The organism is Streptomyces sp. URMC 127 (assembly GCF_051386535.1).
Lineage (GTDB): Bacteria > Actinomycetota > Actinomycetes > Streptomycetales > Streptomycetaceae > Streptomyces.
This window is the reverse complement of record NZ_JBPQTW010000004.1, coordinates 34523-60856: the sequence shown is the minus strand read 5'-3', so window position 1 is coordinate 60856 and position 26334 is coordinate 34523. Positions and strand designations below refer to the sequence as shown.

Annotated in this window: 18 protein-coding genes and 2 pseudogenes; 6 read left to right on the top strand and 14 right to left on the bottom strand. The window is 70.3% G+C overall.

From position 1 onward, the window contains the following. Positions 1–4 precede the first annotated feature (4 nt). The 5 genes from ACSNOH_RS02380 to ACSNOH_RS02360 form a co-directional block, all read right to left on the bottom strand. Positions 5–1153 (bottom strand): 3-hydroxyacyl-CoA dehydrogenase NAD-binding domain-containing protein, encoded by a 1149-nt coding sequence (locus ACSNOH_RS02380; protein ID WP_436719462.1) that lies wholly within the window; start codon positions 1151–1153, stop codon positions 5–7. Continuing rightward, positions 1150–1899 carry an acetoacetate decarboxylase gene (locus ACSNOH_RS02375; RefSeq protein WP_436719461.1) on the bottom strand — a complete coding sequence of 250 codons (750 nt, stop codon included), beginning with the start codon at positions 1897–1899 and terminating at the stop codon, positions 1150–1152. The genes ACSNOH_RS02380 and ACSNOH_RS02375 overlap by 4 nt, the downstream gene beginning before the upstream one ends. After that, entirely contained in the window at positions 1896–2657 is a 762-nt protein-coding gene (locus ACSNOH_RS02370; protein WP_436719460.1) for a crotonase/enoyl-CoA hydratase family protein, read from the bottom strand. Before ACSNOH_RS02370 ends, ACSNOH_RS02375 begins: the two co-directional genes overlap by 4 nt. Beyond that, on the bottom strand, positions 2654–3856 hold the full coding sequence (locus tag ACSNOH_RS02365; RefSeq protein WP_436719459.1) for a CaiB/BaiF CoA transferase family protein: 1203 nt from the start codon (positions 3854–3856) through the stop codon (positions 2654–2656). Before ACSNOH_RS02365 ends, ACSNOH_RS02370 begins: the two co-directional genes overlap by 4 nt. Before the next feature lie 315 nt (positions 3857–4171). Beyond that, positions 4172–5077, bottom strand: coding sequence for a LysR family transcriptional regulator (locus ACSNOH_RS02360; protein ID WP_436719458.1), 906 nt, complete (start codon positions 5075–5077; stop codon positions 4172–4174). 105 nt (positions 5078–5182) lie between these two features. Between ACSNOH_RS02360 and ACSNOH_RS02355 the strand changes: the two genes are divergently transcribed. Next, positions 5183–5782, top strand: coding sequence for a hypothetical protein (locus tag ACSNOH_RS02355; protein WP_436719457.1), 600 nt, complete (start codon positions 5183–5185; stop codon positions 5780–5782). A 49-nt stretch (positions 5783–5831) separates the two neighbouring features. Here the strand turns inward: ACSNOH_RS02355 and ACSNOH_RS02350 are convergent, their stop codons facing one another. Next, a complete protein-coding gene (locus ACSNOH_RS02350) occupies positions 5832–6893 on the bottom strand; it encodes a GTP-binding protein (RefSeq protein ID WP_436719456.1) in 1062 nt (353 codons plus the stop codon). A gap of 57 nt (positions 6894–6950) precedes the next feature. Here ACSNOH_RS02350 and ACSNOH_RS02345 point away from each other — a divergent pair. Together ACSNOH_RS02345 and ACSNOH_RS02340 are read left to right on the top strand one after the other, a co-directional pair. Further along, positions 6951–7344: pseudogene (locus tag ACSNOH_RS02345) on the top strand (IS5/IS1182 family transposase); the annotation flags it as partial. A gap of 103 nt (positions 7345–7447) precedes the next feature. After that, entirely contained in the window at positions 7448–8641 is a 1194-nt protein-coding gene (locus tag ACSNOH_RS02340) for a hypothetical protein (protein WP_436719455.1), read from the top strand. Positions 8642–8862: 221 nt separating this feature from the next. Here ACSNOH_RS02340 and ACSNOH_RS02335 read toward each other — a convergent pair whose 3' ends face one another. The 6 genes and pseudogenes from ACSNOH_RS02335 to ACSNOH_RS02310 form a co-directional block, all read right to left on the bottom strand. Next, positions 8863–9429 (bottom strand): transposase, encoded by a 567-nt coding sequence (locus ACSNOH_RS02335; protein ID WP_436719454.1) that lies wholly within the window; start codon positions 9427–9429, stop codon positions 8863–8865. Then, the gene (locus ACSNOH_RS02330; RefSeq protein WP_436719453.1) at positions 9426–9941 is read right to left on the bottom strand and encodes a winged helix-turn-helix domain-containing protein; all 516 of its coding nucleotides are present in this window, start codon (positions 9939–9941) and stop codon (positions 9426–9428) included. The genes ACSNOH_RS02335 and ACSNOH_RS02330 overlap by 4 nt, the downstream gene beginning before the upstream one ends. A gap of 15 nt (positions 9942–9956) precedes the next feature. Continuing rightward, positions 9957–10490, bottom strand: coding sequence for a Tn3 family transposase (locus ACSNOH_RS02325; RefSeq protein WP_436719452.1), 534 nt, complete (start codon positions 10488–10490; stop codon positions 9957–9959). A gap of 145 nt (positions 10491–10635) precedes the next feature. Further along, positions 10636–10785, bottom strand: a pseudogene (locus ACSNOH_RS02320) (NF041680 family putative transposase); the annotation flags it as partial. A 126-nt stretch (positions 10786–10911) separates the two neighbouring features. Further along, positions 10912–11451 (bottom strand): CbrC family protein, encoded by a 540-nt coding sequence (locus tag ACSNOH_RS02315; protein WP_436719451.1) that lies wholly within the window; start codon positions 11449–11451, stop codon positions 10912–10914. 216 nt (positions 11452–11667) lie between these two features. Next, positions 11668–12129 carry a hypothetical protein gene (locus tag ACSNOH_RS02310; RefSeq protein ID WP_436719450.1) on the bottom strand — a complete coding sequence of 154 codons (462 nt, stop codon included), beginning with the start codon at positions 12127–12129 and terminating at the stop codon, positions 11668–11670. A 546-nt stretch (positions 12130–12675) separates the two neighbouring features. Between ACSNOH_RS02310 and ACSNOH_RS02305 the strand changes: the two genes are divergently transcribed. The 3 genes from ACSNOH_RS02305 to ACSNOH_RS02295 all read left to right on the top strand — a co-directional run bounded on the left by ACSNOH_RS02305 (position 12676) and on the right by ACSNOH_RS02295 (position 20102). Beyond that, positions 12676–13374: an alpha/beta fold hydrolase gene (locus tag ACSNOH_RS02305; RefSeq protein WP_436719449.1), complete on the top strand. Its 699-nt coding sequence runs from the start codon at positions 12676–12678 to the stop codon at positions 13372–13374. 631 nt (positions 13375–14005) lie between these two features. Then, entirely contained in the window at positions 14006–16993 is a 2988-nt protein-coding gene (locus ACSNOH_RS02300) for an AfsR/SARP family transcriptional regulator (RefSeq protein WP_436719448.1), read from the top strand. A 241-nt stretch (positions 16994–17234) separates the two neighbouring features. Then, positions 17235–20102 (top strand): BTAD domain-containing putative transcriptional regulator, encoded by a 2868-nt coding sequence (locus tag ACSNOH_RS02295; protein ID WP_436719447.1) that lies wholly within the window; start codon positions 17235–17237, stop codon positions 20100–20102. Positions 20103–20289: 187 nt separating this feature from the next. On the opposite strand, the gene ACSNOH_RS02290 is transcribed toward ACSNOH_RS02295, so the two are convergent. Both ACSNOH_RS02290 and ACSNOH_RS02285 read right to left on the bottom strand, forming a co-directional pair. Then, on the bottom strand, positions 20290–25230 hold the full coding sequence (locus ACSNOH_RS02290; protein ID WP_436719446.1) for a glycosyl hydrolase family 18 protein: 4941 nt from the start codon (positions 25228–25230) through the stop codon (positions 20290–20292). Between the two features lie 537 nt (positions 25231–25767). Further along, on the bottom strand, positions 25768–26268 hold the full coding sequence (locus ACSNOH_RS02285) for an RICIN domain-containing protein (protein WP_436719445.1): 501 nt from the start codon (positions 26266–26268) through the stop codon (positions 25768–25770). Between the last annotated feature and the right edge of the window lie 66 nt (positions 26269–26334).

Below are 26334 nucleotides of genomic sequence, written 5' to 3'. Positions count from 1 at the left end.
AGACTCAGCCGTGGTCGGCGCGGCGCAGTGCGGCGGTCAGGGCGAGTTGCTTGCGGTCGCGGAGGAGGGCGCGCTCGCGGTACGCCTCGGGGCCGTGTCCGTAGGCGGCCTCGGTCTGCTGGACGATCGTGGCGACGGCGTCGTCGTCCAGCTCCGGGCGGCCCAGGCGCTGCCAGCCCTCGGCGAGGCCGGGGCCCAGGTGCCGCATCATGTGGCGGATGCCGCCGGGCCCGCCGCCCAGGTGGAAGCTCTCGAAGGGGCCGACGGTTGCGTAGCGGCCGCCCAGTGACGCCTTCATGAGGGTGTCGAGTTCCTCGGCGTCCACCACCCCGCTGATCACGAGGTGGATCGCCTCCTGGAGCACCGCGCTCTGCAGCCGGTTGGCCGCGAATCCGGGGACTTCCTTACGCAGCCGCACGGGCGTCTTGCCCAGGGCCCGGTAGAAGGCGACGGCTGCCTCGGTGACGTCCTCCGCGGTGCGCTCGCCGGGCACGATCTCCACGAGGGGCACGAGGTGCGGGGGATTGAAGGGGTGGGCGACCAGGAGCCGGGCGGCGACGGTGTCCGGCAGGCCGGCGGCGATCCGGGAGGCGACGATGCCGGAGCTGGAGGTGGCCAGCACCGCGCCGGCCGGGGCGTGCCGGGCGATGTCGGCGAAGAGTCGCTGTTTGAACTCCAGGTTCTCCGGGCCGTTCTCCTGGACGAGCTGGGCCCCGGCCACGGCCTCGGCCAGGTCGTGGGTGGAGCGGATGCGGCGGCGCAGTGCGGCCGCGTCGCCGCCGGGCAGTCCGGCGGCGAGCATCGGCAGTGCGTCGTCGATGGCTTCGTCCAGGTCCTCGCGCGGATCGGTGACGGTCACCTCGATTCCGTACGAGGCGAACAGCGCGGCCCACGCGAGGCCGATGGTGCCGGCGCCGACGACGGCGACGGCCTTCCACTCGGCCTCCGAGCCGCCCGTCGACTCGGCCTCCGAGCCGCCCGTCGACTCGGTCTCACACCTGCTCGTCGACTCGGTCTCCGAGCCGCTCGTCCGCTCGGTCTCCCGCCTGCTCGTCCGCTGGGCCTCCCACTCGGCCTTCCGTCCGCGCTCCCCCTCGGCCTTCCGTCCGCGCTCCCCCTCGGCCTTGCGCCCGCTGTCCCACTCGGCGGTCATGACGCGTCCTCCTCGGTCAGGTAGTCGTAAACGGGAACGGCCTTGTCCAGCGTGAGATCCGTGACGATGTGGCAGGCCGAGACGATCTCGCGCACCGGCAGGTCCGCCAGCGGCGCCAGCACGTGCTCGAAGAGCTGCAGCCGTGCGGGGCCGGTGTAGGCCTCCTTGACCACGAGATCGGTGATCCGCGTCCGGACCAGTTCGCAGACGCGTGGGGTGCCGTCGTAGCCGGGGACGACCTTGAGCATGTACGTGGGCACGGCGATCTGCTCGTGGGCGAGGCGCGGGTCGAGCGGCCGGTGCTTGTAGCCCATCGTCGCGGTGGCCACTCGCACGCTGCCGTAGTCCAGCGTCCCGACCAGCGCGGAGTGGTCGGCGAACAGGGCCGGAGTCCCCATGGCCTTCGGGTACGCGCTCACCTCGCGGCCCGCGGCGGTGGCGGCGAAGCTGTCCAGGTACATCGCGTGCAGGTACTCGCCGTGCTCGTCCCCGAACCGCACCGGAATCGCCTGCCCGGCCTCGACGTACGGGCCGTAGGCGGTGGCGTCCGCCATCTTGATCACCTCGAACCGCACCAGCGGTTCGTCGACCTGCAGCGGCTCGGGCACCACGGCCCGCAGTGCCTCGGGGTCGGTGCGGTAGACGATGGTGAGGTATTCGCGATCGGTGAAGCGGGCCGCGACGGGGGCGTACGCGGGCGCCGTGGCCGGGGTGCTGACGGTACCCAGGATGGTTGCTCGGTTCATCGTCCGCTCCACTGCGGGGCCCGCTTCTCGGTGAAGGCTCGTACTCCCTCGGCGAAGTCGGCCGAGCGCAGCAGGGCTCCGGCCTCGGCGGCCTGTACGGCGAACGCCTCCGGCTCCGGCACGCCGTCGGTCAGCCGGACGGTCCTCTTCACCGCGGCCAGGGCCAGCGGTGCGTTGGCCGCGATCTCCTCCGCGAGCTCCAGCGCGGCCGGCAGTGCCCCGCCGTCCGGGGTGAGGCGGTTGACGACGCCCAGCTCGCGGGCGCGTCCGGCAGTGATCGTGCGGCCGGTCAGCAGCAGCTCCGTCGCCAGGTGCCGGGGGATGCGCCGGGGGAGCCGTACGACTCCGCCGCCGGCGGCGATCAGGCCGCGCTTGACCTCGGGGAGGGCGAAGCGGGCGCCCTCGGCGGCGACCACCAGGTCGCATGCCAGGGCGAGTTCGAAGCCGCCGCCCAGGGCGTGGCCTTCGACGGCCGCGATGAGCGGCTTGGTGACGGGGGCCTCGACGAGTCCGGCGAAGCCCTTGCCGGGCACGGTCACCTGCTCGCCGAGGGCGGCGGCCTTGAGGTCCATGCCCGCGCAGAAGGTGCCGTCCGCGCCGGTGAGCACGCCCACCCGCAGCCCGGGGTCGGACTCCAGCCGGTCGACGGCGGCGGCGATGCCGTGGGCCACTTCGGCGTTCACGGCGTTGCGGGCCAGCGGCCGGTCGATGGTGATGACGAGGGTGCTGCCGGTGGTCTCGGTACGGACGCCGCTCATCGCCGCACCTCACCAGGGCCGAGTGTGAGACCGCGGTCGAGCTCGGCGAGCACTTCCTCGGTGTGCTGGCCGGGCAGCGGTGCGTGCCGGCGCACCGAGGCCGGCGTGGCGGAGAACGTCAGCGGTATGCCGACCACCCGGTAGGCACCCTCGCTGGGGTGTTCGGCGACGTCCAGCAGATGCCCCTCGCGGACGTACGGGTCCTCGGGCGCGTCGTCGAGCCGCAGCACCGGGCCGACGGGGATGCTGTGCTTGGTGCACACTTCCGTCCACTCCTCCGTGGTCAGACGCGGCGTCACCGTCTCCAGCAGCTCCGCCAGAGCCTCGCCGTCCCGCTTCGCATCGATGAACTCGCCGTTCACCCGTGGATCGCCGGCCAGGTCGGGACGGCCCGCGGCGGCGAACAGGTCGCGGAAGTTCTGCGGGCTGTACGGGATGATCATGGCCAGGCCGTCCTTGGTCGGACGGGCCCGGTGCCCCTTGTTCATCGACAACGGAAAACCGGTCGGGCCCATCGGTGGTTCGAAGGTGCGACCCTGCAGGTGCTCGACCAGGTTGAACGCCAGCAGCGTGTCCACCATGGGCACCTCCACCTGCTGCCCCCGGCCGGTCGCCCGCTGGTGGACGAGGGCGGCCAGCGCCGCGTAGACGATGGTCAGCGCGGCGACCTTGTCGGCGATGATGCTCGGCAGCACCACCGGAGCCCCCACGTCACCGGCGCGCTGCGCCAGATCCAGCAACCCCGAGGCGGCCTGCACCGTCTCGTCGTACGCGGCCAGCCGGGCCCGGTCGGAGCCCGGACGGAAGCCCTGGGCGTGGACGTGGACGAGGCGCGGGTGGGCGGCGGCGAGGCTCTCGTAGTCCATGCCGAGGCGGCGCAGCGCGTCGATGCGCATATTGGTGATCAGGATGTCGGCGGTGCCCACCAGTTCCAGCGCCTTGGCGCGTTCGCCCTCGTCCTTGAGGTTGAGGCGCACGCTGCGCTTGTTGCGGTTGACGTTGAGGTTCAGCGGCGTCATGCCGGGTGTGCGGTGCAGGGCGCCGACGCGAACGGTGTCGTTCGGCGACTCGATCTTGATGACGTCGGCGCCGAGATCACCGAGGATCTGCGCAGCGTAGGGCCCCATCACGACGGTGGCCATGTCGATGACGCGCACTCCGGCGAGCGGGCCGGTGGCCGACGGGGCTGTCCCCGCCACGGCTTCTGCGGATGCTGCGACTTCTGCGGATTCTGTGTGCTCTGCGGGCTCAGCGGGCTCTGTGAGATCTGCGGATTCCATCACCACTCCACTACTACGGAAAAACGGGGCGGGAAGGGGGAGCGTCTCGCCCTCTTCGGGCTTTCCCGCGTCCTGGAAAAACGCTAATCCGGTGGCGTACGGGAACCCAAGGGATCAGTGGTACCGATGCGCGAAAAACGGCGTGACCACAGTGGTCACGCCGTATGGAGGAACGGAGTGGAAGGGGAAGGCGTTCGGACGGGTTCGGCAGCGCTTGACGGAGCCGGCCGGCCTCTAGGAGGGGTCGGTCTCGGTGAACACAGCCCCGGCCTCCGCCACCAGTCCGTGCAGGTCGCCGTCCGGTTCGGCCCGGTCCCGGCGCCAGATCAGCCCGGTCGCGAGGCCGGGGGAGAAGTCCCGGAAGGGCAGGACGACGCTCGCGCCCTTTCCGCTGTCACTGCTCTTCGCGCTGAGCAGCGTGATTCCGAATACCGAGCCGTTGGCCACGATCTCGCGGACGCTCGCATAATCACCGATATTCAAAGTGATTTCCTTGTGGATGCCCGCGGCTTTCAAACGGACCCGGAGCTGGTCGAAATAGGTCGGGAGCGTACCGGGAGCTGACGTCACATACGTGTGGTCGGTGAGCTCGCTCAGCGACACCGAACTGCGCGAGCCGAACTCGGCGGCCGGCAGCAGCGCGCCCAGCGGCTCGCGCAGCAGCTCCAGCACCTCGATCCCCTCGGCGTGCACCGGCAGGTGCACCAATGCCATGGCCAGGTCACCGCGCTGTACGGCCTTGACGAGGTTGGCGCTGTTGCCGGGCCAGCGCTTGACGTCGTACCCCTCGGCGCAGCGCTCCTCGACCCGCTCCAGCCGCTCCCGCAGCCGCGCGTGCAGAGCCGGCACCACCCCCACGTACACCGTCTGCCGCTCGGAACCCAGGGCCCGGCGCAGCTGCCACGGGATGTCGTCGAACCGGCCGAGGACGTCCTTGGCGACGGGCAGCAGCGCCGCGCCGGCACTGGTCAGAGCCACGTGGTGCGAATCCCGGTCGAACAGCCGCCGGCCGAGCTCGCGCTCCAGGTCCCGTATTCGCTGACTCAACGGCGAGGTGGCCATGTGCAGTTGCCGCGCGGCCCGCGAGAAGCTGAGGTTCTCGGCGACCGCTACGAAGTAGCGCAGATGGAAGATCTCCATCGCCGTACCCTAAAGCCTGGCTTGTGTTGGTGTGACCAGGGGCTGCGGGCGAGGCGAGGCATATGAAGTCGCACGAAGCCGTACCCACCTGCAAAGGTGACCGATATGAACAACGAACCGAGCGGACCGGTCCGCCACCATGACTCCGGGAAGTGGCTGGTGCGGTTCGCCGACTGCATCCTCGTGGTCTGCCCTCGGTGCGGTGGCCGTGCGCTCGTCGTGCCCAGGCCAGGACTGCCGGAACGCAAGCACTACGGCGAGCTGCTGTTCCTGCCACGCCGACTGTCCTGCTCGGGCTGCGGTGCCACGGACGCCTGGGAGCCGGGCATGCAGGGAAAGGGCCTGGTCGGCGCGGTGATGGGTGGCACCGAGGATCCGTTCTTCCGGCGGCCGCTGTGGCTGCAGACCCGTTGCTGCGGCAAGGTTCTGTGGGCGTACAACGAGGCCCACCTGGACGAGCTGGCCGCCTACACCGGTGCCCGGCTGCGCGAGCGCGGCCTCGCTCGTCCGACGCTGGCGATGTTCGCGCGGCTGCCGGCGTGGATGAAACGGTCCGAGAACCGCGACAAGGTCCTGGCCGGTCTGGAAAGACTGCGAGACCTGAGCGAGCGATCCTCCCCAGCGGACCGCTCCGACGCGGCACACGAACGAGACGACCGCCCCCGAACGCACCACAGCCTCTACTTCCGCGGCGGCGCGTACTGAGCCTCCGGATCCTCCGGCGAAAGCGCTGAGGCTGGTTGTACTGCCCCGTCTACCGCAGGATCGCCGTGATCACGCCCCCGCCGACCGCCTTGCCCGCCTCCCGGATGGAGAACCGCATGCCCTTCTCCATGGCAACCGGCTCGGCGAGCTGAACAGACATGAAGGTCAGGCCGCCCGTGGACACCTCGATCTCCTGGTCGCTCTGCCGGAGGAGCAGGATCTGCCCGGTCACATCCGTCGTGCGGAAGTAGAACTGGGCTCGGCGCTGCACGAAGGTCACGTCGCGACCGCCGTCGTCCTCGGGCAGGACGTAGACCTCGGCTTCGAAGGCGCTGCGGGCGGTGGCCGTGCCGGGGGCGGCGAGAACCTGCCCGCGTTCGACGCCCTCGCGCGTGACGCCGAGCAGTTCGAGGCCGACGTTCACCCCGGCCTCCGCCCACTCGGCGCGCTCGCCGCGAGACAGTTGGATGGCGGTGACGGTGGCAGTCCCCGAGGTGCTCAGACCGACGTACTCCACCTCGTCACCTACGCGGACGGTGCCGCGCTCGATCCGTCCGGTCAGGACTGTGCGCGGGTGGGGGCCAGAGGAGGAGAAGACGTCCTCGACCGGCATCAGGAACGGCATGTCGCGCTCGCGGGGCACGGCCGGGAAGCCGGCCGTGACGGCCAGCAGCTCCTCGACGGCCGAGGGCTGCAGTGCCGAGCCGAAGACGATCGGTATCTGGTCGGCCGGATATGCGTACCGCCGTAGCAGTTCACGGGTCTCCAGCTCCAGGACCTGCTGGAGATCCGGGTCCTGCAGCAGGTCCGTCCTGCTCACGAACACAGCCACGTGCTCCACACCGACCGCCCTGGCGAGCCGGAGCAGTTCCTCCGTGGCGGGGGTCGGCCCGTCGGCCGCCGATATCACCAGCACCACTGCGTGGCGGTGTCCTCGCGTCAGCTTTTTGGCACCGCTCGTGCGGGGCGGCCAGTCGAGTGCCGTGAAATGCCGCGTTACGGGGACATGGCCCGTGGCCCGCGCGACCGCCTCGACCAACGCGGTGGTGCCGCTGCCCGGAGCGCCGACGTACTCCACCTGCCGGCTTGATCTGACCATCGACTCATCCATCGGTCCATTCTCAGCTGCCGGCCCACGCGCGCCACCATGCATGGGCCACGGTCCGGACTTCCGTCAGGCTTCGGGCTGTCGGGGGTAGTCGCGTTCCGTCGGTTACCGAGTGGTCCCAGGTCCGAGTGTGGGCAAAGCTCCACCGCCTGGTCCTGGACGAACGTGGTGCCCGCGGTGAACTGGCCTGGTCACGATGCGCGATTGGCTCCGTCAGCGTGCGGGCCCTTCAAAGTGGGCAGCTGACGGGACCGAATCCGACCGACCGAGGCAGGAGCGGCTCGAGAATCCACCTCTGCCGGTCGGCGTCTCCGCTGCAAACCTCCAGGACAGCCGGGTGCTGATCCCGCTGGGTTGTGGAGCGCGCGGCGTCCTGACTGTTCGGCTGTCGATGACTCCAGCGTCGCCACGAACCCGAGCCCGAGCACTACCTCGCCTTCACCGCCATCGCGGTGGCCCCCACATGCCCGCGCGAAATGGCTAATTGAGGGGCGTTTAAAAATCGGGTTCGTGGGCGCACAACAGCGACGCGATGGCGCCGTGGTTAGCCTCGAAATATGACTCTCACGAACCCGTATGCGGGAGCGGGCACCGGCCCAGGGCGTTGGTATAAGGGGTCGCTGCACGCGCACAGCGATGTCGCGGAGATGTACCCGGGCTCCACCCACCACGCCGAGGACGAGCCGAGGTCGGCGGCTGCCGTGCTACAGACCTACAAAGACGCCGGGTACGACTTCGTCGTACTCGCCGAGCAGAACGAGTACACCACCCGGAACGACATCGGGGGCATCACCCACCCGCCCGGGGGCTTAACCGTCATCCCCGGGGCGGAGCTCGACGGGGGCCGCGTCAGCACCGACCAGCACCTCAGTCACGTCAACCCGTCGGGCGACCCCCGCTACCAGGTGGCGAAGAACGAGTGCCTCACGCTCGACGAAATCGTCCAGCGCGCAAAGAGCGACCCTCAGCGCGATGAGAACAACCCGGCACACCCGAAGCAGCTGATCACGCAGCTCCACCCCCAGTTCCCCAGGAGGCCCGACGGCCGGGAGAAGAACATCCTGGGCAGCAAGAAAGTCGACGCCCTGGAAATCGTCAACAGCTGGTGGATGCAACGTCCCCACGCCTTTGAGGATTCCGGCGGGAAGTACAGTCCGTTCGCATTCCACCTCTGGGACCGCCTGCTCAAGCCACTTGAGCCAAACGAGCCGGGTCAGCGTGTATGGGGCGTGGCGGGCTGCTGCAGCGTCGCGGAGCGTGACGTGGGCGTGTCCTGGATCAAAGTGTGGCTGGACAAGGACGAGGGCAACAACCCGAGCGTGGATTCCCTGATGCGCGCCATCCACTCCGGCAGGTTCTACGTCTCCGCCGTGTCCACCCCAAGGGACCCGAAAATCCCACCCGGCCCGGAGAACCCGCCGAACGTCCACAAGAACGTCCCCGGCGTCACGATCGACCAGGTCACGGTCCACCCCAGCGGATCAGGAGTGACCATCACAACCAACGCCGAACGCGTCTATGCCATCGTCGACGGCAGCCCCCGCCTGACCGTCCCGGAGGACCCCGCTGGAGGGACCTTCACCACCCCGTTCCCGTTCCCCGACCCCGACCAGCACCGCGATCATTTCCCCGACGCCAAATACATCCGCTTCGAATGCGTCGCGGCCGACGACAAGTGGGATCAAAGCTACGACTGGGACAACACCCAGAAGGTCAATCGTTCCTGGACTCAGCCCATCTGGGTCAACTGACACGGCAGGGCACGGCAGGTTGCAGGCACCCGCCACTGCGCCGTGCTGGCGCGATCTTGCTCCTGACAACCTCCCGCTGCCCTGACGGCACTATCGGCCCCACCCACCCGGGCGGGGCCGACTGCATGCGGGCACCGTTCAGAGCCATTGAACCGCGCCACACCATCTCAGACTGCCGCAAGACCACACCAAACGAAATGGCGTCTTTACTGAGTTTTTCGTTAGTTCTGTGGTTGTTGGGGGTGGATTATCAGACCGGTGTGGGTGAGGAAGGACCAGGGGAGCTGTTCGTTGGAGCAGATGCGGTGGATGCTGCGTTCGGTGGCCTCGGCGTCGGCGACGTCGGCGAGGTTGGCCAGCTCGCGGGTCTTGATGGATGACCGCAGCAATTCCACTGGGTTGAGCTCGGGTGCGTAGGCGGGCAGTCGTTCCAGGGTGAGCCAGTCCTGATCGGCCGCCCAGGCGCGCATGCGCCGGCTCCAGTGTGCGGATAGTCCGTCCCAGACCAGTACCACCGGCTCACCGGCGTAGCAGGTTTTGACCTGTTCCAGCGCTTCGATCAGCGAGGTGGTGTTGTAGCTGCCGGGCTTGAGGTGGAAGCACAGCCGTGGACCACGGCCGGGGTCGGTGGCGTGGTAGCCCAGTGCGGCGGCCATCCCGGCGCGTTTCCAGTTCAGCCGGTGCCGCAGCATGGGAGTGCGGCCGCGGGGCGCGTAGGTGCGGCGGACCTGGGGCAGCCGTGACACGCCTGATTCGTCGAAGAACACGATCCAGGCACGTTTCTTCACCGCCCCTTTTTGATGCGTGGCCATTCCTGGGCGACCCACCGGGCGATCTCCGCCTCGTCCCGCTCCACGGCCTGGCGTCTGGGCCGTTGCAGACTCCACCCCAGCCGTCCGGTCAGCAGCCGCCATACCGACGCCCGTGCCAGTTCCACCCCGGTCAGCCGCTCAACCACCACTCCGACCCGCTCCAGGGTCCACAGGTCAGCCTCGAACCCGTGCGTCTGGGCGCCTTGCTCCAACGCGGCCCGGACCACCTCGACCTGGCTGTCATCCAGCTTGGGCGGCCGACCGCCGGCCGGACGCCGCCGCAATGCCCGGGCCCTGCCCTGTTCCCACAGACGTTTCCACCGCCGCACGCTCTCGGGATGGCTTCCCACCATCCGAGCGAGCTCGGCATCAGGGTGTCCCCGCTCGAACAACTCGACCGCACGCATCCGCCGGGCCTCCGCCAACTGCGGTCGTGTCAACGGTGGAACACAGACTTCAGGACCAATGGACTCAGGCTCAGGAGGCACACCAAAATCCTCACATCACTGAAGCGCGCAAGGGCCGCAGAGCGCCGTCGCGGTGGGAGCGGACGATGGGGGAGCGGCCGTGGAAGTTGATGTGCTCGTGGACCAGCGGGGACAGCCGTGAGCGGATGTCGGGGAGATCGTGACGCCGCCGGCTTCGAGCTTGTCGACCGCGGCGTCGATGTACAGGGTGTTCCACCACACGACGGCGTTGAGGGCCAGGCCGAGAGCGCCGAGCTGGTCTTCCATGCCATCGCGGTAGCCATGGCGGAGCTCGCCCAGGCGGCCGAAGCAGATCCGCCGTCCCAGCGCGTGGCGGCCTTCGCCGATGTTGGGCTGGACGCCGATCATGCACCGGTATGCCTCAGAGTCGATGAACTGGAGCAGGTGGAGGATCTTGAAGATCCTCCCGTAGTGGGCGAACGCGTCGCCCAGGCCGGTCACGCGGTCGCCGCTGGTCATCATCCGCAGCAGGTCATACGCCCGCACCTTGCCGCTCTGGAGCGAGCCGGCAACGCGGAGGTGATCATCCGATAGGTGCTCAACTGACACGACCTGTCAAACTGCCACCAACGCCCTTAGCGTTCCTTCCAACAGCAATACCGGCGGGACCCCTGCCAGTGCGGCCTGTACCGTTGGCCGCCCAAACTTCCCAGCCACCTCTCACCGAGCGTCACAGATCAGGAGATTAAGCACAGCTAGTAACCGGCCCGTCCGCACACAGCAGAGCGTCCACCAGCTCGAACAGCGCGCTCCCGCGCGCGGTCAGGCAGTCAAATGAGTCCTCCCGGAAGGGAGACTCCACAGCGAACACTTCCTGCCGGACATCGTGGTGCAGCGGACTCACCTCCAACAGCGGCCCTGAGGCCGGTGATTCTTCGTGCAACTGGATCAGTAGGAAGGATCACGCGAGGGCTGCTGCCGGCACATGCCGAACTCCCGGGTGAGTGACCTCGTTCGACCGTTTGTGCGTCTACGGCATGTCAGAGTAGGCGAGGTGGGCTGCGCAGGACCGGCATCGGAAGAGATACGCTGTCGGCTGGTCGTCCTTGTCCAGCGAGCTGAGATAGTGCTCGACCTGGTCCGGCGGCCAGCCCCAACTGGTCGTCTCCTCTCGCAGCATCTCCAGTGCGTCGGGGTGAGCGGTAAGTTCGACGGCCCCGGCCAGACTCAGGAACGCGGCACCGTCCCCGCAGTGGAAGAACCACTGCGGTTCCTGCCATGCGGAGAACCCCGGGGTCTGCCTGTCGACGGCCGCGAAGACCTCAGGAGGCACGTCGTCGCCCAAGCCCGTTCCCCCTGTGAAGTGGGCTTCGAACTGTTCTGCGGCGCTGCCGTCCGCAATGCACCATGGGCACAGCCGGCCGTTGAGCTCCTCGGCCGCGTAAACCGGTCCCCTGTAGATGTACCCGCGTTCCCGCCCACAGCAGATGCACGTCGCGCCAGAGGGAACCACCACGCCCGTAGCAACAGGGTCAGGGTGGTACGGGAACTCAGGAAGCAGCTCAGTCACAACCCGCAACCGTAACAGCGGCCTCGGACGAACGGTCAGTCACAGGGACCATAAAGCACAGGCTGAGGCGGGGAGGGTAGTTGAGGGCCGGGGTCGGCCGTCCGCCGACCCGGATACGGCGGTGATGGCCAGGGTTGTCGCGGTGGCGTGGCCGGCCGGGCGTCGGCCACGGCCGGGCCGGACCTGGCATCCGGGAACCGGCCCGGCCGGCGGCGGTCATTCCGCTGCTGAAGCAGGTTCTCGAACGGCTGGTGGCGTAGCGGCGTGCTTGCCGTCGAGAGGCAGCGGTTCGGGGAGCGCCACCCAGACCGGCGAGGTGAAGGCACCCATGTCGGCGCCGGACTCGGTCAGCGTGGGCAGGAAGCGCTCCGGCTTGCTGTCCACGGCATGGAGCACCTTCACGGGCCTGCGAGTCGTGTTGGCGAGGGTCTGCGCCTGGTCCATGACGCCGGCGACGATCTGCGGAAGCCGGCCGTTGACCGAGACGGACCGGGTGCGCTCCGGTCCGGCGCGCCGTCCTACCGCCGTGTTCACTTCCCAGCCGGCCGGCTGCTGCCGATAGTCGGCCATGACCTGAACCAGCCACACTGCGGCTTCCGCCTCGGTCAGGGCGCCGCCGGCGCGCAGCTGGTCGAGGCGTTCCTCGCTCGGGCCGGGTTGCGCTGCTACCTCGGCCATCCACTCAGTGAAGTCCGTCATGGTCTGGGCAACGACCGGGGCCGGCTCCGGTCGCCGTGCCTGCGGCCATCCGGGTGCCCGGGCGGCGACCAGTGACCCGCATGGTGCCATGAGCGGCCGGAACCCTGCGGTCAGCGAGCGAAGGGGCACGCCCGCACCTCACGACCTGCCCGCGCCCCCGCCGCGGCGCCGTTGGCTGGAACATCGCGGTGATGCGGCGGGCCGGTCCGTCCGGCGAGCGCGAGACCAACCGCGGCGGGCGTCGACCGCAGACGTTCGCTCCACCGGACGAACGCCGGGCCGGCCCCGGCACCTGCTCGACGGAGGTGCGCCGGTCACACGGCGGGTTCCTGCAGGCGAACCGGCGGACCCGTAAAGCCCAGCATCGCTCGGCCACGCTGGTTCAGCCAGAGCGCCGGGAATGAACGAAGCCGGTCAGGTCGTTCATCAAAACTGCTGCGCACTCGACGGAGTTGAGCGGCGCAGGCTGCGGAGGCGTGCGGCAGTATCTCTGTCGCCTTGAGATGAGAGACGAAGGAAGCGACCATGCCTGGAGACGAAAGCGCCGTGAACACACTCCTCCTCGTGCACGGCGCCTGGCACGGATCCTGGTGCTGGGAGCACCTCCTGCCCGCCCTCGCCGCACGCGGCCTCCCCGCAGTGACTGTCGACCTGCCCAGTGCAGCGCCGGACGGGGACGGCACCACAGGTCTGCAGGATGACGTGCAGGCCTTGTACGCCGCGCTGGACCGCGTCGACGGGCCCGTCACCGTCGTCGCCCATTCCTACGCCGGTCAGCCGGCCACCGTGGCAGCTGCCCACGACCGGCGCATAGCCCGCCTCGTCTACCTGGCGGCCTACCAACTCGATGCGGGTGAGAGCACGTACGGGTTCCACGGCATGCGTGTGCCGGACCGGGTGGAGGGATACGCCCCGCCTATGCCCAACCCCCGGGAGGCCTTCTACTCCGACGTTCCCGCGCCGGAAGCTGAGAAGGCCTTGCAGCGCCTGACCCACCAGAGCCTGCGAACCTTCTGCGAACCGGTGACGGCAGTGGGATGGCGGGACGTTCCCTCCACGTACATCCTGTGCGAACACGACCGCGCTCTCGCACCGCACGACCAGGAACGCATGGCAGCTCGTGCGCAGACTGTGCACCGGCTGCCCAGCGGCCACTCTCCCTTCCTGTCCATGCCGGACCGGCTCGCCGATCTCCTCGCGAGGGACGAAACTGCCGCCGGCTAGGAGTCGATCTCACTTACCCCTTGCCCCGCAGGCGGCGTTGTCCGTATGCAAGCGCAAGTGGATCGTTCGTCCTCGTGGAAGGACGGATCCGGCCGCTGCCCGGGACAGGTCTGCCAGCGTCCGGCGCGGCGCTCGCGTCGACGGCCAGAGTCGTCACATCGGACGCCGGACTCACCAGCGAACGCTCGCTGACGAGGTCCTGAAAGGGGGCAGGTGGCGGGCGCCTGCCCGGCTGCCCCTCCGGCGAGGCCGCAAGGACTGCAGTCCCTGCGCAGTTTGCGTCCTCTCTGCCTCCCCCGCATGCAGGGTTGGACCGGCGGCGTCTCACCGCATCACCTCACCGCCCATCTCCGCCGACCTGACAAGGATGTATCCGGGCCGCGTGTGCGTCTGGAGGGCCGCGGTCGAAGGGCAGCGGTGGCGGTCTCCGTCGGCCGCGGTAGCACGGCACCCACCCGTATAGAGGGCTATGCCCCAATAGGTGGCCAGGCAGCGTTAAAGAGTGGATTATCCGCAGGTAGGATCCAGGTCGGCATACGCCGGAGACGGCGCGCCGCGCGGCCGGGGGAAGGCGGCGCCGGCCCGCCGTACGGCACGCGTGCCTGAAGGCGTGGATGGGGTGGGGCGGAAGATGGTCACCGGGAACACCGGCGACGCCAGGAACATCAGGAACACAGGGAACACCGAGGAAACCAGGCTGCGCTTCGCGCTGCTCGGCCGGCTGCGGGCGTGGCGCGACGACGAGGAGCTGGCGCTCGGCTCCCCGCAGCAGCAGGCGTTCCTCGCGGTGCTGCTGCTGCGCCAGGAGCGGGCCGCCTCGATGGCCGACATCGTGGAAGAGCTGTGGGGCGGGAACCCGCCGCCCCGCGCCGTGGGGACCCTGCGGACGTACGCCTCGCGGCTGCGCAGACTGCTGGAACCGGAGCGGGCCGTAGGTGAGTCCCCCCGGGTCCTGGTGTCCGTTCCCGACGGCTACGCGCTGCACGTGCCGCGCGAGGCCGTGGATCTCGCCCGGTTCGAGGACCATGTCGCCTCGGCGGGCCGGGCCCGGGCGGCCGGACAGCTCGCGGAGGCCCGCGCCCGGCTGCGCCTCGCGCTGGAGCTCTGGCAGGACGTCCCGCTGCCCGGCATCCCCGGCGCGGCCATGGACGTGCACCGCGCCCGGCTCGCCGACCAGCGCCTGACGGCCCTCGAAGCCCGCCTGGAGCTCGACCTGGAACTGGACGGCTCGCAGTCGGTCCTCACCGAGCTCGCCGGCCTGGCCGCACACCACCCCCTGCGCGAACGGCTGCGCGCCCTCCAGATGATGGCGCTGCACCGTGACGGCCGCTTCGCCGAAGCGCTCGCCGTCTACGACGAGGCCCGGCTGCTGCTCAGCGAGGAGCTCGGGCTCGAACCCGGTCGCGACCTCGCCGAGGCACGGGATCTGCTCACGGCGCCGGAGACACCCGGCAGCGCCGAGCTTGAGGGCGAGCCGGCCGCTCCGTTGCTGCCCGCTCAGCTTCCCGTCGACCTCGCCGACTTCACCGGCCGCGCCACGCTCGTGGCGGACCTGTGCGCGCTGCTGACCTCCGACCGCCCCGGGGCCGCCACCACGGTGGTGGTCTCCGGGGCCGGCGGGGTGGGCAAGAGCGCCCTGGCCGTGCACGTCGCGCACCGGGTGCGGGAGTCCTTCCCGGACGGCCAGTTCTACGCGGACCTCCAGGACGCCGGCGGCCGGCGGGCCGATCCGGCCATCGTGCTGGGCTCGTTCCTGCGGGCGCTGGGCGTGGACGACGCCGGGATACCCGAGGGCCTGGCGGAACGCTCCGCGCTCTTCCGCGACCGGCTGGGCGGACGCCGTGTGCTCGTCCTCCTCGACAACGCCCCCGGCCCCGAGCAGGTGCGGTCCTTCCTGCCCGGGCCGCCCGGGTGCGCCGTTGTGGTCACCAGCCGCAGCAAGCTCGCGGGGCCGGTGTCCGCGCGCCTGGTCGGCCTCGACGCCATGACCCGGGACGAGGCGGTCGAACTCCTGGGCAAGGCCGTGGGCCGGGCCCGCGTCGCCGCCGAGGCGGACGCCGCTGCCGGGCTGGTGTCGGCCTGCGGCCACCTGCCGCTGGCGGTAAGGATCGTGGCGGCCCGCCTGGCCACCCGTCCCGCGTGGCCGCTCGGCGCGCTGCACGCCCGGTTAACCGACGAGCAGCACCGGCTGGCGGAACTGCGCGTCGCCGGCCTGAGCGTCGAGGCTGCCTTCGCACTCGGTTACGCTCAGCTCCGGCCGGCGCAGCAACGCGCCTTCCGGTTGCTCGCCCTGCCCGACGGCCCGCACGTCTCGTCCGCCGCCGCGGCCGCTGTCCTCGGCCTGCCGGCGCCGGAGGCCGAGGCACTGTGCGAGTCCCTCGTCGATGTCAGCCTGCTGGAGTCTCCCGCCCTCGGCCGCTACCGCTACCACGACCTGCTGCGCCTGTACGCGCGTGGACGCGCGAGCGCGGACGAGCCCCCGGAGAAACGATCCGCCAGCCTGCGCCGCCTGCTGGAGTTCCTGGTGTCCACGGTGCGTGCCTCGCACCCCGGTACCCTCGCCGGGGCCGAACGTCTGGGGGCGGCAGCGACGGTCCCCGGCCTGTTGTTCGCCACGGCCGAAGACGCCGGTGCCTGGCTGAGCGAGGAGGCACCGTGCCTGTTCGCGGCGGTGCGCCAAGCGGCCGAGGTCCCCGCCGTCGCCCCGGCGGCCGACCTGCTGCTCATGCTGGAGGAACTGCTGGAACGCGGCTGCCCCCCGCTGGAGTTCGAGCAGGCGGCCCACGCGGTGGTGGCGGCGGCACTCCGCCTGGGCGACCGGCGCAGCGAGGGACGTGCCTGCTTGGCTCTCGGCTACGGCTACTACTACGCGGCGCGCCTGCACGAACTGGCCGTGGTCTGCCGCCGGGCCGTGGCGGCGAGCCGCGCGGCCGGCGACGCGCTCGTCATGGCCGACGCCCTGGTGCTGCTGGCGCGCTGCTCGTATCACGTGCGCCGCCACGACGAGGCCCGTGCCCTCCTCGCCGAGGCGTCGGCGGTCTTCCGGGCGCACGCCGACCGGTTCGGTGAGGCCAATGTCCTCGAAGTGCGCTGCCGGGTGCGCCGGTCGGAGGGCGAGACGGGTCCGGCGGTCGCGGACGCCGAGGAAGCCCTGGCGGCCCATCAGGGGCTGAGCGGCGGCCGCCGGGTGGGGTTCGCCGTGTACGAACTGGGCGTCGCCCTCGGAGCCGCCGGGCGGACCGCCGAATCCGCCGCACGCCTCACCGAGGCGCTGACCCTCTTCGGCAACCGGCGCAACCGGCTGTGGGAAGGGCTCACACTCTTCCGGCTCGCGGAGAACCGGCTCGCCACCGGCCGTGCCGAGGAGGCCGCGCAGCTGGCCCGGACCGCGGCCGCGACGCTGGAGGAGGCCGGGAACGCCTGGGGCCGCGCCCACGCGCCGGCCGTGCTCGGCTCCGCCCTCGGCCGGCTCGGGGACCACGACGGCGCCCGGACGCACCGGCGCACCGCGTACGAGATCTGCGCCCGCCCGGGCATGCCGGAGGCCGACGACCTCCTCGCGCTGCTCGGCGGCGACCCCGGTCCCCGGGACGAGGCCGAACCGGCACCGGCCCCCTGACGAGATCGGCCCGCTCTCCTCGCGTGCCTGACCCGTCACAGCGCAACCTGTGTCCCGGCGATCCGCCCTCTGCGACCTCTCGCCGAACGTGCCTTCTCACTCGAACGTGCCCTCACGCAAGAACGGCCCTCACGTCATCCGGAGACATCCCATGCCCTCCACTTCCTCTCCCCGCCACTCCTCCGGCGGCGGACCCGGGCGAAGCACTGGCTACCGGTTCACCGTTCTCGGTCCCCTTAGCGTGCACGACGGGTCGGCCGCGATGCCCGTCGGCGCGCCACAGCTGCAGGCGGTGCTCGCGGTCCTGCTGTTACGGGCGCGCACCCCCGTGTCCGCCCGGGAACTGATCGCCGCGGTCTGGGGCGACGAGGCCCCGGCCGGCGCGCTGAGATCGTTGCGCACCCACGCCTTCACCCTGCGCCGGCTGCTGGAGCCCGGCCGGCCGCCCCGCACCACCGCGCGCACGCTGCTGACGACGGGCGACGGTTACACCTTGCGCGTCGCCCCGGAGAACATCGACCTGGCGGTCTTCGAGCTCCGTACCTCCGAGGCACGGCGGGCCCGGGCCGCCGGCCGGCCCGAACGGGCGCGCTCGCTGCTGGTCTCCGCGCTGGACCTGTGGCGCGGCAGGCCGCTCGCCGGCGTGCCCGGCCCGTACGCCGAGGCGCAGCGCGTCCGCCTGGAGGAGCTGCGCCTGTCGGCCTTCGAGGCCCGCTGGGAGGCCGAGATCGCGCTGGGCGGGCACGACAACGCGCTCGCTCCGCTGCGCGCGCTGGCCGCCGAACACCCCTGGCGCGAGCCGGTCCACGAGCTGCTGATGACGGCGCTGCACCGAGCCGGACGACAGGGGGACGCGCTCGACGTCTACGCGCACGTCCGCCGGGCGCTCGCCGAGGAGCTGGGCACCCGCCCGGGCCCTGGCCTGGACCGGCTCCAGCAGAAGATCCTCGCCGCCGGAGCGGGGCGGCACCCGGGCGAGGCGACAGGGCTGCGGGCTCCCGCCCGGCCCTACGGACCGGCGCAGCTGCCCCAGGACACCGCCGACTTCACGGGCCGGAACGAAGAGGTGGACCGGCTGTGCGCCGCGCTGGAGAAGGGCCGGATCGTCGCCCTCAGCTCCATCAGCGGGATGGGCGGCATCGGCAAGACCGCTCTGGCCGTCCGCGTGGCCCACCGGATGCGCCACCGCTTCCCGGACGGGCAGCTCTACGCGGACCTGAGGGGGACCGACCCCCGGCCCGCGGAGCCCATGGAGGTGCTGGGCCGCTTCCTGCGCGTCCTCGGCGTCCGTGCCGGTCACCTGCCGGCGCTGCCCGGGGAGCGGGCCGCCCTCTACCGCTCCATGCTCGCCACTCGTCAGGTGCTCATCCTGCTGGACAACGCCCGCGACCTGGCCCAGGTGCGCGACCTGCTGCCCGGCGCGCCCGGCAGCGCGGTGCTGCTCACCAGCCGCTCCCGCCTCGCCGGCCTGACCGGGGCCACCCTGGTGGACCTGCGGCCCATGGCGCGGCCGGAGGCCCTGGAGCTGCTGACCCGGATCGCCGGCGGACCGCGGGTGTCCGCCGAGCCGGAGGCCGCCGCCGAGGTGCTCGAGGCCTGCGGCCGTCTCCCGCTCGCCATCCGCATCGTGGGTTCCTGGCTGGCCGCCCGGCCGGACCACACGCTCGCGAAGACCGCCGCGCTGCTGGCGGACGAGCAGCGCCGCCTCGGCGCGCTGAGGGCGGAGGACACCGCCGTGGAGACGACCTTCCGGCTCGGCATGGACCTGCTGGACGCCGAGCACATACGCGCCTTCCACCTGCTGGCCCTGCCCGAGATGACCGAACTGGGCGCGCCCGCCGCCGCGGCACTGCTCGCCCGGCCGGAGCGGGAAGCGGAGGAGCTGTGCGAGTCGCTGGTCGACCTGAGCCTGCTGGAGTCGGTCGCCCCCGGCCGCTACCGCTACCACGACCTGCTCCGGCTCTTCGCCCGCCAGAGCGCATGCGCCGACGTGCCCGGCAGCGAGCGGACCGCCGCCCTCACCCGCCTGCTGGAGTTCTGCCTCGCCTCCGCCCTCGGCGCCCACCGGGCGTGGCTGCCCGACGACGTGTTCCCCGGGAACGCGGCCCCGCTGCGCTCCGCGGGCCTGGGCTTCACCGGCCCGCAGGAGGCCGCCGCCTGGCTGCTCGACGAGCAGACGTCGCTCCTCGGGCTCATCGAGCAGGCGGCGGGCGACCCCTGCCTGTCGCTGACCGTCTGCGCGGACCTGCTGCTGGCCGCGGACCCGCTCGGCCGCCTCGGCGCGCAGCCCTACGGCATCGAACGCGCCGCCCGGATCCTGGCCGAGGCCGCGCGCGCCGCCGGTCACCGCACCGCCGAGGCACGCGCCCTGTACATGCTGGGCAGCTCCGTCCAGCACCGCTTCGCCATGCGGCTCGGCGCCCCGTACCTGGACCGGGCCGTCGAGCTGTGCCGGGCGACCGGGGACCGCACGCTGCTCGCCCACGTCCTGATAACCCGGGGCGGAGGCGCGCTGGCCCTGCGCGACTTCACCGCCGCGCACGCCATGCTGACCGAGGCACTGGCCCACGGCAGGGCCCTGGCCAGCCGCGGCATCGAGGCGTACGCGCTCGGCTTCCTCGGCCTTGCCCTGCTGGCCACCGGCCGGGCTGAAGAGGGGCTGGCGCACTGCCGCGAGGCCGTCGCCGTCACCCGGGCGACCAGGGACGTCGCGGGCGAGGCCAACGCGCTGCACAACCTGGGCCAGGTCTGCCTGCGGACCGGGCGGACGTCCGAGGCCCTCGACAGCCTGCACGAGAGCCTGCGTCTGTGGCGTGAGACGGGCTCCCGCTTCCGCGAGGGCCTCCTGCTCGGCGCCATCGCCGAGGCCCACAACCTCTCGGGACGTCCCGCGGAGGCCGCCGAACACGCCGAGCCGGCACGCGACATCGCCGAGGCACGCGGCGACGCGGGCATCCTCGCCCGCGCCCTCGCGCAGCTCGGCCACGCCCACCGGCTCCAGGGTGACGCCGACCGGGCCCGGGAACACTACCGCCGTTCGGAGAGCGTCTTCCGCGAGCTCGGCCTGCCCGACGCGGACGACATCGCGCGGCACCTCCGGGAGCTGTGACCACGGCGGTCGGTGACGCAGGCCGTGTCGCCCGGCCGGGGGATCCGGGGACGCGGAGTCCCGGCGGGGGAGTGGGGCAGCCGTCCGCCGAGGGAACTCAGCCATCGGCGATCGCGCCCCGATGGCTGAGCGGTCCTGCCCGGCGGAGCATCACGCTCCGCCGGGCCCTGTCCGTCAATTCCGCTCGCTACGCGGCGGGCCCGAGCTTCTTCCACGGCTTGCCACCGTTGGACTCGGCTTCGCCCGGGGCGACGGTGGTGTACCACTGGGCGTACCAGTACCAGCCGTCGTGCTTGACGAACGCGGCCGTCGAAGCGGCCGGGTCGCCGTTCACGAGGTGGGTCTCCCAGGCTGTCGCGCCGTTGGCGACCTCGATGTCGTGGTCGCCGGTGGCGGAGCGGAGTTTGAACACCCCGTTGTGCCGGGGGCCTCCGGGCGTCCCCTCGCCGCCGTTGTCGGTGATCGGGACGAGCTTCCACTTCTGCTCGGCGCGCCCGTCACAGCCGACCGACGCGACGTCCTCCCGGGAGCCGGCCGCAGTCATGCAGCGGTCGCCGCTGCCGATCGTGTAGAGGCCGTCCCCGGCCGGGCGGATCCGCCAGTACTGGTTGGGGTTCGACTCGCTGAGCTCCACCAGGTGGACGCGGGACTGGTCGGGGTAGTTGTCGATCATCATCGGCCGGCCCGAGGGGCTGTCGCCGTACTCGAACATCCAGCCCTTCTCCCCCTTGTCGTACATCCGCCACAGCCGTCCGCCGTCGGGCCGGTAGACCTGGCCCTTGACGTAGTCGGCCGCCTGGCAGCGGTCCCCGGGGGCGGGGGCAGGCGGATCGACGACGTCGGTCTCGCGGCGCCGGTCACCCGTGCTGCCGAACTCCTTGTCCCCGATCTTGAAGGTGACGTTCGCGGGCCCGGTGACCGGCAGGTAGTACTTGAGGTCGATGTCGCGGTACTTGCCCGGCGGCAGGTCCTCGCAGTAGCCGAGCGTGAGGGTGAGCCGGTGGAAGTCCCCCTTCAGGCCCCCGGTGTTGGGGCCGGTGTGTCCGGGCGCGAGAGACTTGATCTCCTTGTAGTTGTTGTCCTTGACGACCGGCGGCGTCGAGGTCGGGATGTCGAACGAGATCTCGGTCCCCCGGCCGAGGGGCACCTTGCTGTCGTTGGTGATCCGCAGCTTGGGCTGGACGGGGTAGAAGTCGTTCGCGCCGGTGGGGAAGTCGACCAGCTCGGCCTTGACGTCGATCACGTCCCTCGGCTGCGGCCGTCCACCGGCCTTGGCGTTGCCGTACGCGCCCGCGCTCCTGAAGGCGTTGTCCAGGCGGGTCGTGAGGTCGTAACCCATGCCCCACTCGCCGCCCGGGCGCTTGGCGTAGTCGCCGGCGAGCTCCCAGACCATGGCGCCGCCGATGTCCTTGTCGGCGATGTATTTCGCCTTGGCGTCGATGGAGCGCTCGTTCTCGGTGGACAGGAACACCTTCTTGGAGTCGTTCCACAGCCAGGGCGCTTCGAGGGCGTCCGAGTACTTCTCGGCGTAGGTGCCGGTCACCTTCCCGTCCTTGACTCCGAAGGACTCCAGGTATCCGGGGGTGATCCCGTCCTGGAGGTTCTTGGTGTGCCACAAAGGGTTGGATCCGGCGCCGACCTCGCGGCCGTCCTCGGTGTCGTGCCAGACGTTGTCGATCCCGGTCGCGCCCAGACCGCACGACTGCGCGTTGGCCGGCCCCCGGCCTCCGGTGCCCTGCGGGCACTGCGACTGGTCCGGCATCGCCGCCGTCCCCCACAGCCCGTCCGAGCCGCCCTGCACGTCTCGCCAGCCGCGGGAGTAGTACGGGATGCCGAGGTTGATGCGTCCGGCCGGGAGTGCGCCGCGGTAGTAGTGGTAGGCCCAGTCGACGTTGAAGTAGCCGTGCTTCTGGAAGTCCTTGGTGTCGGCCCTCTTGTCGTCGTAGATGCCGGCGGCGGCCAGTTCGTTGTCCTTCCCGTCGTCGTACAGCGGTGCCTGCGGGCCGACGAACTTGTTCCACGAGCCGTGCAGGTCGTACGTCATGACGTTGACGAAGTCCTGGTACTGGAGCGCCTGCCCGGCGTCGAGCCCGCGCACCAGATAGCCGGAGGAGGATCCGGCGGAGGTGAGCAGGTAGTAGCGCCCCTTGTCGGCCCCGGCCTTGTCCAGCTTCTCGCGCAGCGTCTTCATCAGGGCGTTGTAGCCCTGCTGGAGGCCCTTGCGGCGGGGGTTGGAGACGTCCCAGTCCTTGGGGTTGCCGGTGTTGGGCAGGGCGGTCGGGTACTCGTAGTCGATGTCGACGCCGTTGAACCCGTACCGGTCCAGGAAGTCCGTCACGGAGTCGGCGAACGTGTCGATGCCCGCCTGGTTCACCGAGCCGTCGCCGTTGGTGGTCATGGCGTAGAAGTTCCGCGTGTCCGCCCAGCCGCCGACGGAGATCAGAGTTTTCACGGCCGGGTGCTTCTTCTTGTAGGTGTTGAGCAGGTTGAAGTGCCCCTTGTACGGGAGTGAGGGATCCATGGCGTTCTTCGCGCCGTCCCACGTCATGCCGGTCGCCGGGTTCTTGGCGTCGGACGGGTCGCCGATGGAGATCCGGTCGCCTTCGACGCGGGCGAACGCATAGTTGATGTGGGACACCTTGGACCAGGGGATGTTGGAGACGAGGTACTTGGGGTCCCCGTTCGTGCCGGCCCGCCAGCCGGTGAAGTAGCCGACGACGCGCCGGGTGCGGTCCTTGCCGACCCACTCGCGGCCCGATCCGTCGTAGACGTCGCAGTAGCGGGTGGACACGCCCTTGGTCGGGGTCATGCCCTCGGGACGGCAGTCGCCGGAGGAGGCGGGTTTGGTGCCGCGGTCATCGGCGGAGTCGTCGAAGGGGTCACCGGCGTCGCCGGTCCGGGGCTCCGGCTTGTCCTTGCGCGACAGAATGTCGAGCACCCACTTCTGCGCAGGGCTCCCGTTGCAGCCCCACAGCTGAAGCTGCCGTCCGTCGTCGGGCACGGAGTCGGGCACGTCCAGGCACAGGTCGGCGTTGACGTTCTTCAGCTCGTTGGCGTCGGTACGGGTCCACTGCTGGGCGGGGCTCCCGTTGCAGCCCCACAACTGAACCTTGGTACCCCAGGATTTACCTGAGTGGTCCGCGTCCAGGCACAGGTCCAGGGCCCGGACGGTTCCGTCGCCGGGCAGGTTCCAGTTCTGGGCGTCGCCGGCATTGCAGTCGGCGAGCCGGACGGCGGTGCCGTAGCCGCGCGAGCCGTCCTTGACGTCCAAGCACCTGCCCGTCAGGCCCTCGAACTGGCCGGAGGAGATCTCCTTGGGCGGACGGCGCACGCTGTCCGGGATGCGGATGGCACCGTCTCCCGCACCGAAGATCGACTGCCGCACGTCGCCCCAGTCGGTGTCGATCTGGCCGGTGGCGAGGCGCTCGTCGTTCACCGTGCCGGGATTGACCTTCATGGTGGCGTAGGCGCCGTTCTTGATGAACACCGTCCCCATGATCGGGGGCGAGGAACCGTTGTCGTGATCCCCTCCATGTGCCCGGTCCCGTTCGGTACCGGGCACAGGGGCGTAGAACGCCGCGTCCAGATCGGAACAGAGTCCCTCACCGCTCGGCGTCCCCTCGCTCGTGGAGCAGGTGTCACGCAGGACCGACCAGTTGTCAGCGATCTTCTTGGGACCGTTGACGATCTTGTCCCCGGTACCGTCGATGTCGATGGCGACCAGGGCGTACTGTTCCCCCTTGAAGAAGTAGGCGTTGTTCCCGTCGACGGCCACTGCGGTGTCGAAACCGTCGGCGAAGGCGGTCCCGCGGAGCGGGCGGAACGCATCGGAGATCTTCATCGGGCCGGTGGCAACGGTGCCGCCCAGGAGTCCCTGCTTTGCGGCCTCCTTGTCGAGCGACAGACGGAGGTACTGGTCACCCCTGAAGAGGAGCAGGTCGTTGGGGTGACCGGGAAGCCGGATCGCGGCGTCGATGCCGTTGACGAATACGGTCCCCCGCAATGCCGGAACGTCCTCGGAGATGCTCCGCGCCGCGTTCGGCCCCCCGGACAGCCCCCACGAGCGACTGCTCTTGCCGCCGATCGTCACGGTCTTATGACTCAGCCGCTGGTAGTTCGGACCGTTGAAGAGCAGGACGTCGGAGTGGTCGTTGAGGGCGACTGCTGCCTGGATGGGTTTGTCCGTCATCGAACACTGCCCGGGAGAGGATTCCGTCGACCGTGCGGACCGGGAGGCGAAGCGGGTGCAGCTGCGCTTCAAGATCGCGATGCGGAGCCGGTTCTCACTGTTCAGGGGATCGGTCAGCTCGGCATAACGATGGGGATCGTCGGCATTGGCATTGGACAACATGGTGCTGTTGCCGGCCCATGTGTTCATGGCGTCCTCGTCGGCCTGCGAAAGGGTATTTAGAGGCCTCCTATCGTCGTCCAGCTGCTCTCCATCGAGTGTTCGGATGACCCTGGTCCTGATGGCGTAATCGCGGAGCGCCTCCGCGATCACCAGGGCCATCATCAGAACACCTCCCCCCGCGACGGCTGCTGGTCGTCCCTGCACTTCCCTGGGGACGGGCGCGGAACGGAAGTCATCGATGGCCCGGTTGATGTTGTACTGGTTGACCAGCGGCCAAGTGTTGGTTGTGCCCGCGTTCCCTGTGTGGTAGTTATGCGTCCAGCCGCGCAGTTCGCTGTAGTTGCTGTCGTAAGTGAGCTGTCTCGCTTGACCATTTCCGAGAGGGAAGCGGTTAAGCCAGGCGGTTTGCGCCGGGGTGAACGTTTCGCGGAGGTACCAGACGTCCCGATTGGGCCCCCGAGGAGTGCCCCTCCTCGTCACGTAGAATCCCACGATGTACACGTCTTCCGGCCGGATGATCACCCCGATATCCGTGACGTCGCCCGGCGGCGTGGGCCCCGTATAGAGAGCGAGAATGCTCTCCGACCCCAGAACCGTGCCGTCGTCCGCGTTCGGCCGGGTGACCCGGTACAGGCCCCGGTACGGCGTCGAGAAGCGCTCGGTCAGACGCGCCATCAGGGCGCGGTACGCAGCGCTCGGGTCGTCGTCCTGCGCCGCAGCCGGCGGTGCCTGGAGAAGCCCCGCGGTCAACGCGAGGACCACCAGGGTCACCACCACGCCCATCCATCCGACCGGCCCACGCCCCCGTCTTCGCCGGCAGTCCACTTCACCGGTCGTCATCATCTGTCTCGCTCTCCCGCGCGGTCGTTCCCGTAGTAGCGGTCGTCCCCGCGCGCAGACAGCCGCCACCATCGCCAAGTCCGCTGATGTGGATCAGCAGCGGGTAAACGGTGGATCGATCAACAAAGTGGACCGACCCGGGCAGCGATGGGCTCACCTGTCCACCACTGCCCGGGTCGGTCCGGGCCGCCTCCGGCCCAATGCCCGCTCAGCCGCCGTCCGTGCCCGGCAAGCCGCCGGCGGGGACTAGCCGGCGGTTCGGGTGAGGACCCGTCCAGGAGGTAGTCGAGCGGGAGGGCGGGCCTGCCGTCACCGCCCGATCCTCGGGGCTTCTGCAGTCGTCGGCCGGCAGCATCAGGGCTGGTAGGACTGTGGGGCCCGGGCCCGCCGGCAGAAGCTGGCGAAGTGCAGCAGGTCGCCCGCTCAATGCCCCCACATGCACGGCTTCGGGGCGCCGCCGGAGAACTTCCAGACCTAGAACTTCCAGACCTGGGAGGCGGAGTAGTTGCAGCTGTAGATCTGTACCGGGGTGCCGTCGTTGGGGTTGCCGCCGCGGACGTCGAGGCACTTGTTGGACTGGGGATTGATCAGGACGTCGCCCTGGTAGCGAACCCACTTCTGGGCCCCCGAGCCGTTGCAGTCCCACAATTGGACGGGGGTGCCGTCGGCGGTGCCGCTGGACGCGACGTCCAGGCACTTGCCGAACGCGCTCATCGTGGCGCCGATCTCACCGGGCTGCTCGACGTACATCCACGTCTGGGACTCCGTGCCGTTGCAGCTGAAGAGCTGCACCGGAGTGCCATTGTCGTGGGCGCCGCCGCGCACGTCCAAGCACTTGCCGGCCAGCCCCACGAGCGGCCCGGCCTGTGCAGCCGCCTGCGCCGTCGCCGGCAGGGCGGCGACGCCGAGTGTAGCCAGGGCGAGGGCGCCCCATATGTGCGACTTCTTCGAAAACTGCTTGATCGATGCCTTCATCGGTCCGTTCCCTTTCCTAGGGGTTGATTGCTTCGAGGAGGTTAGGAACGGGCGTTCAACAGCCGA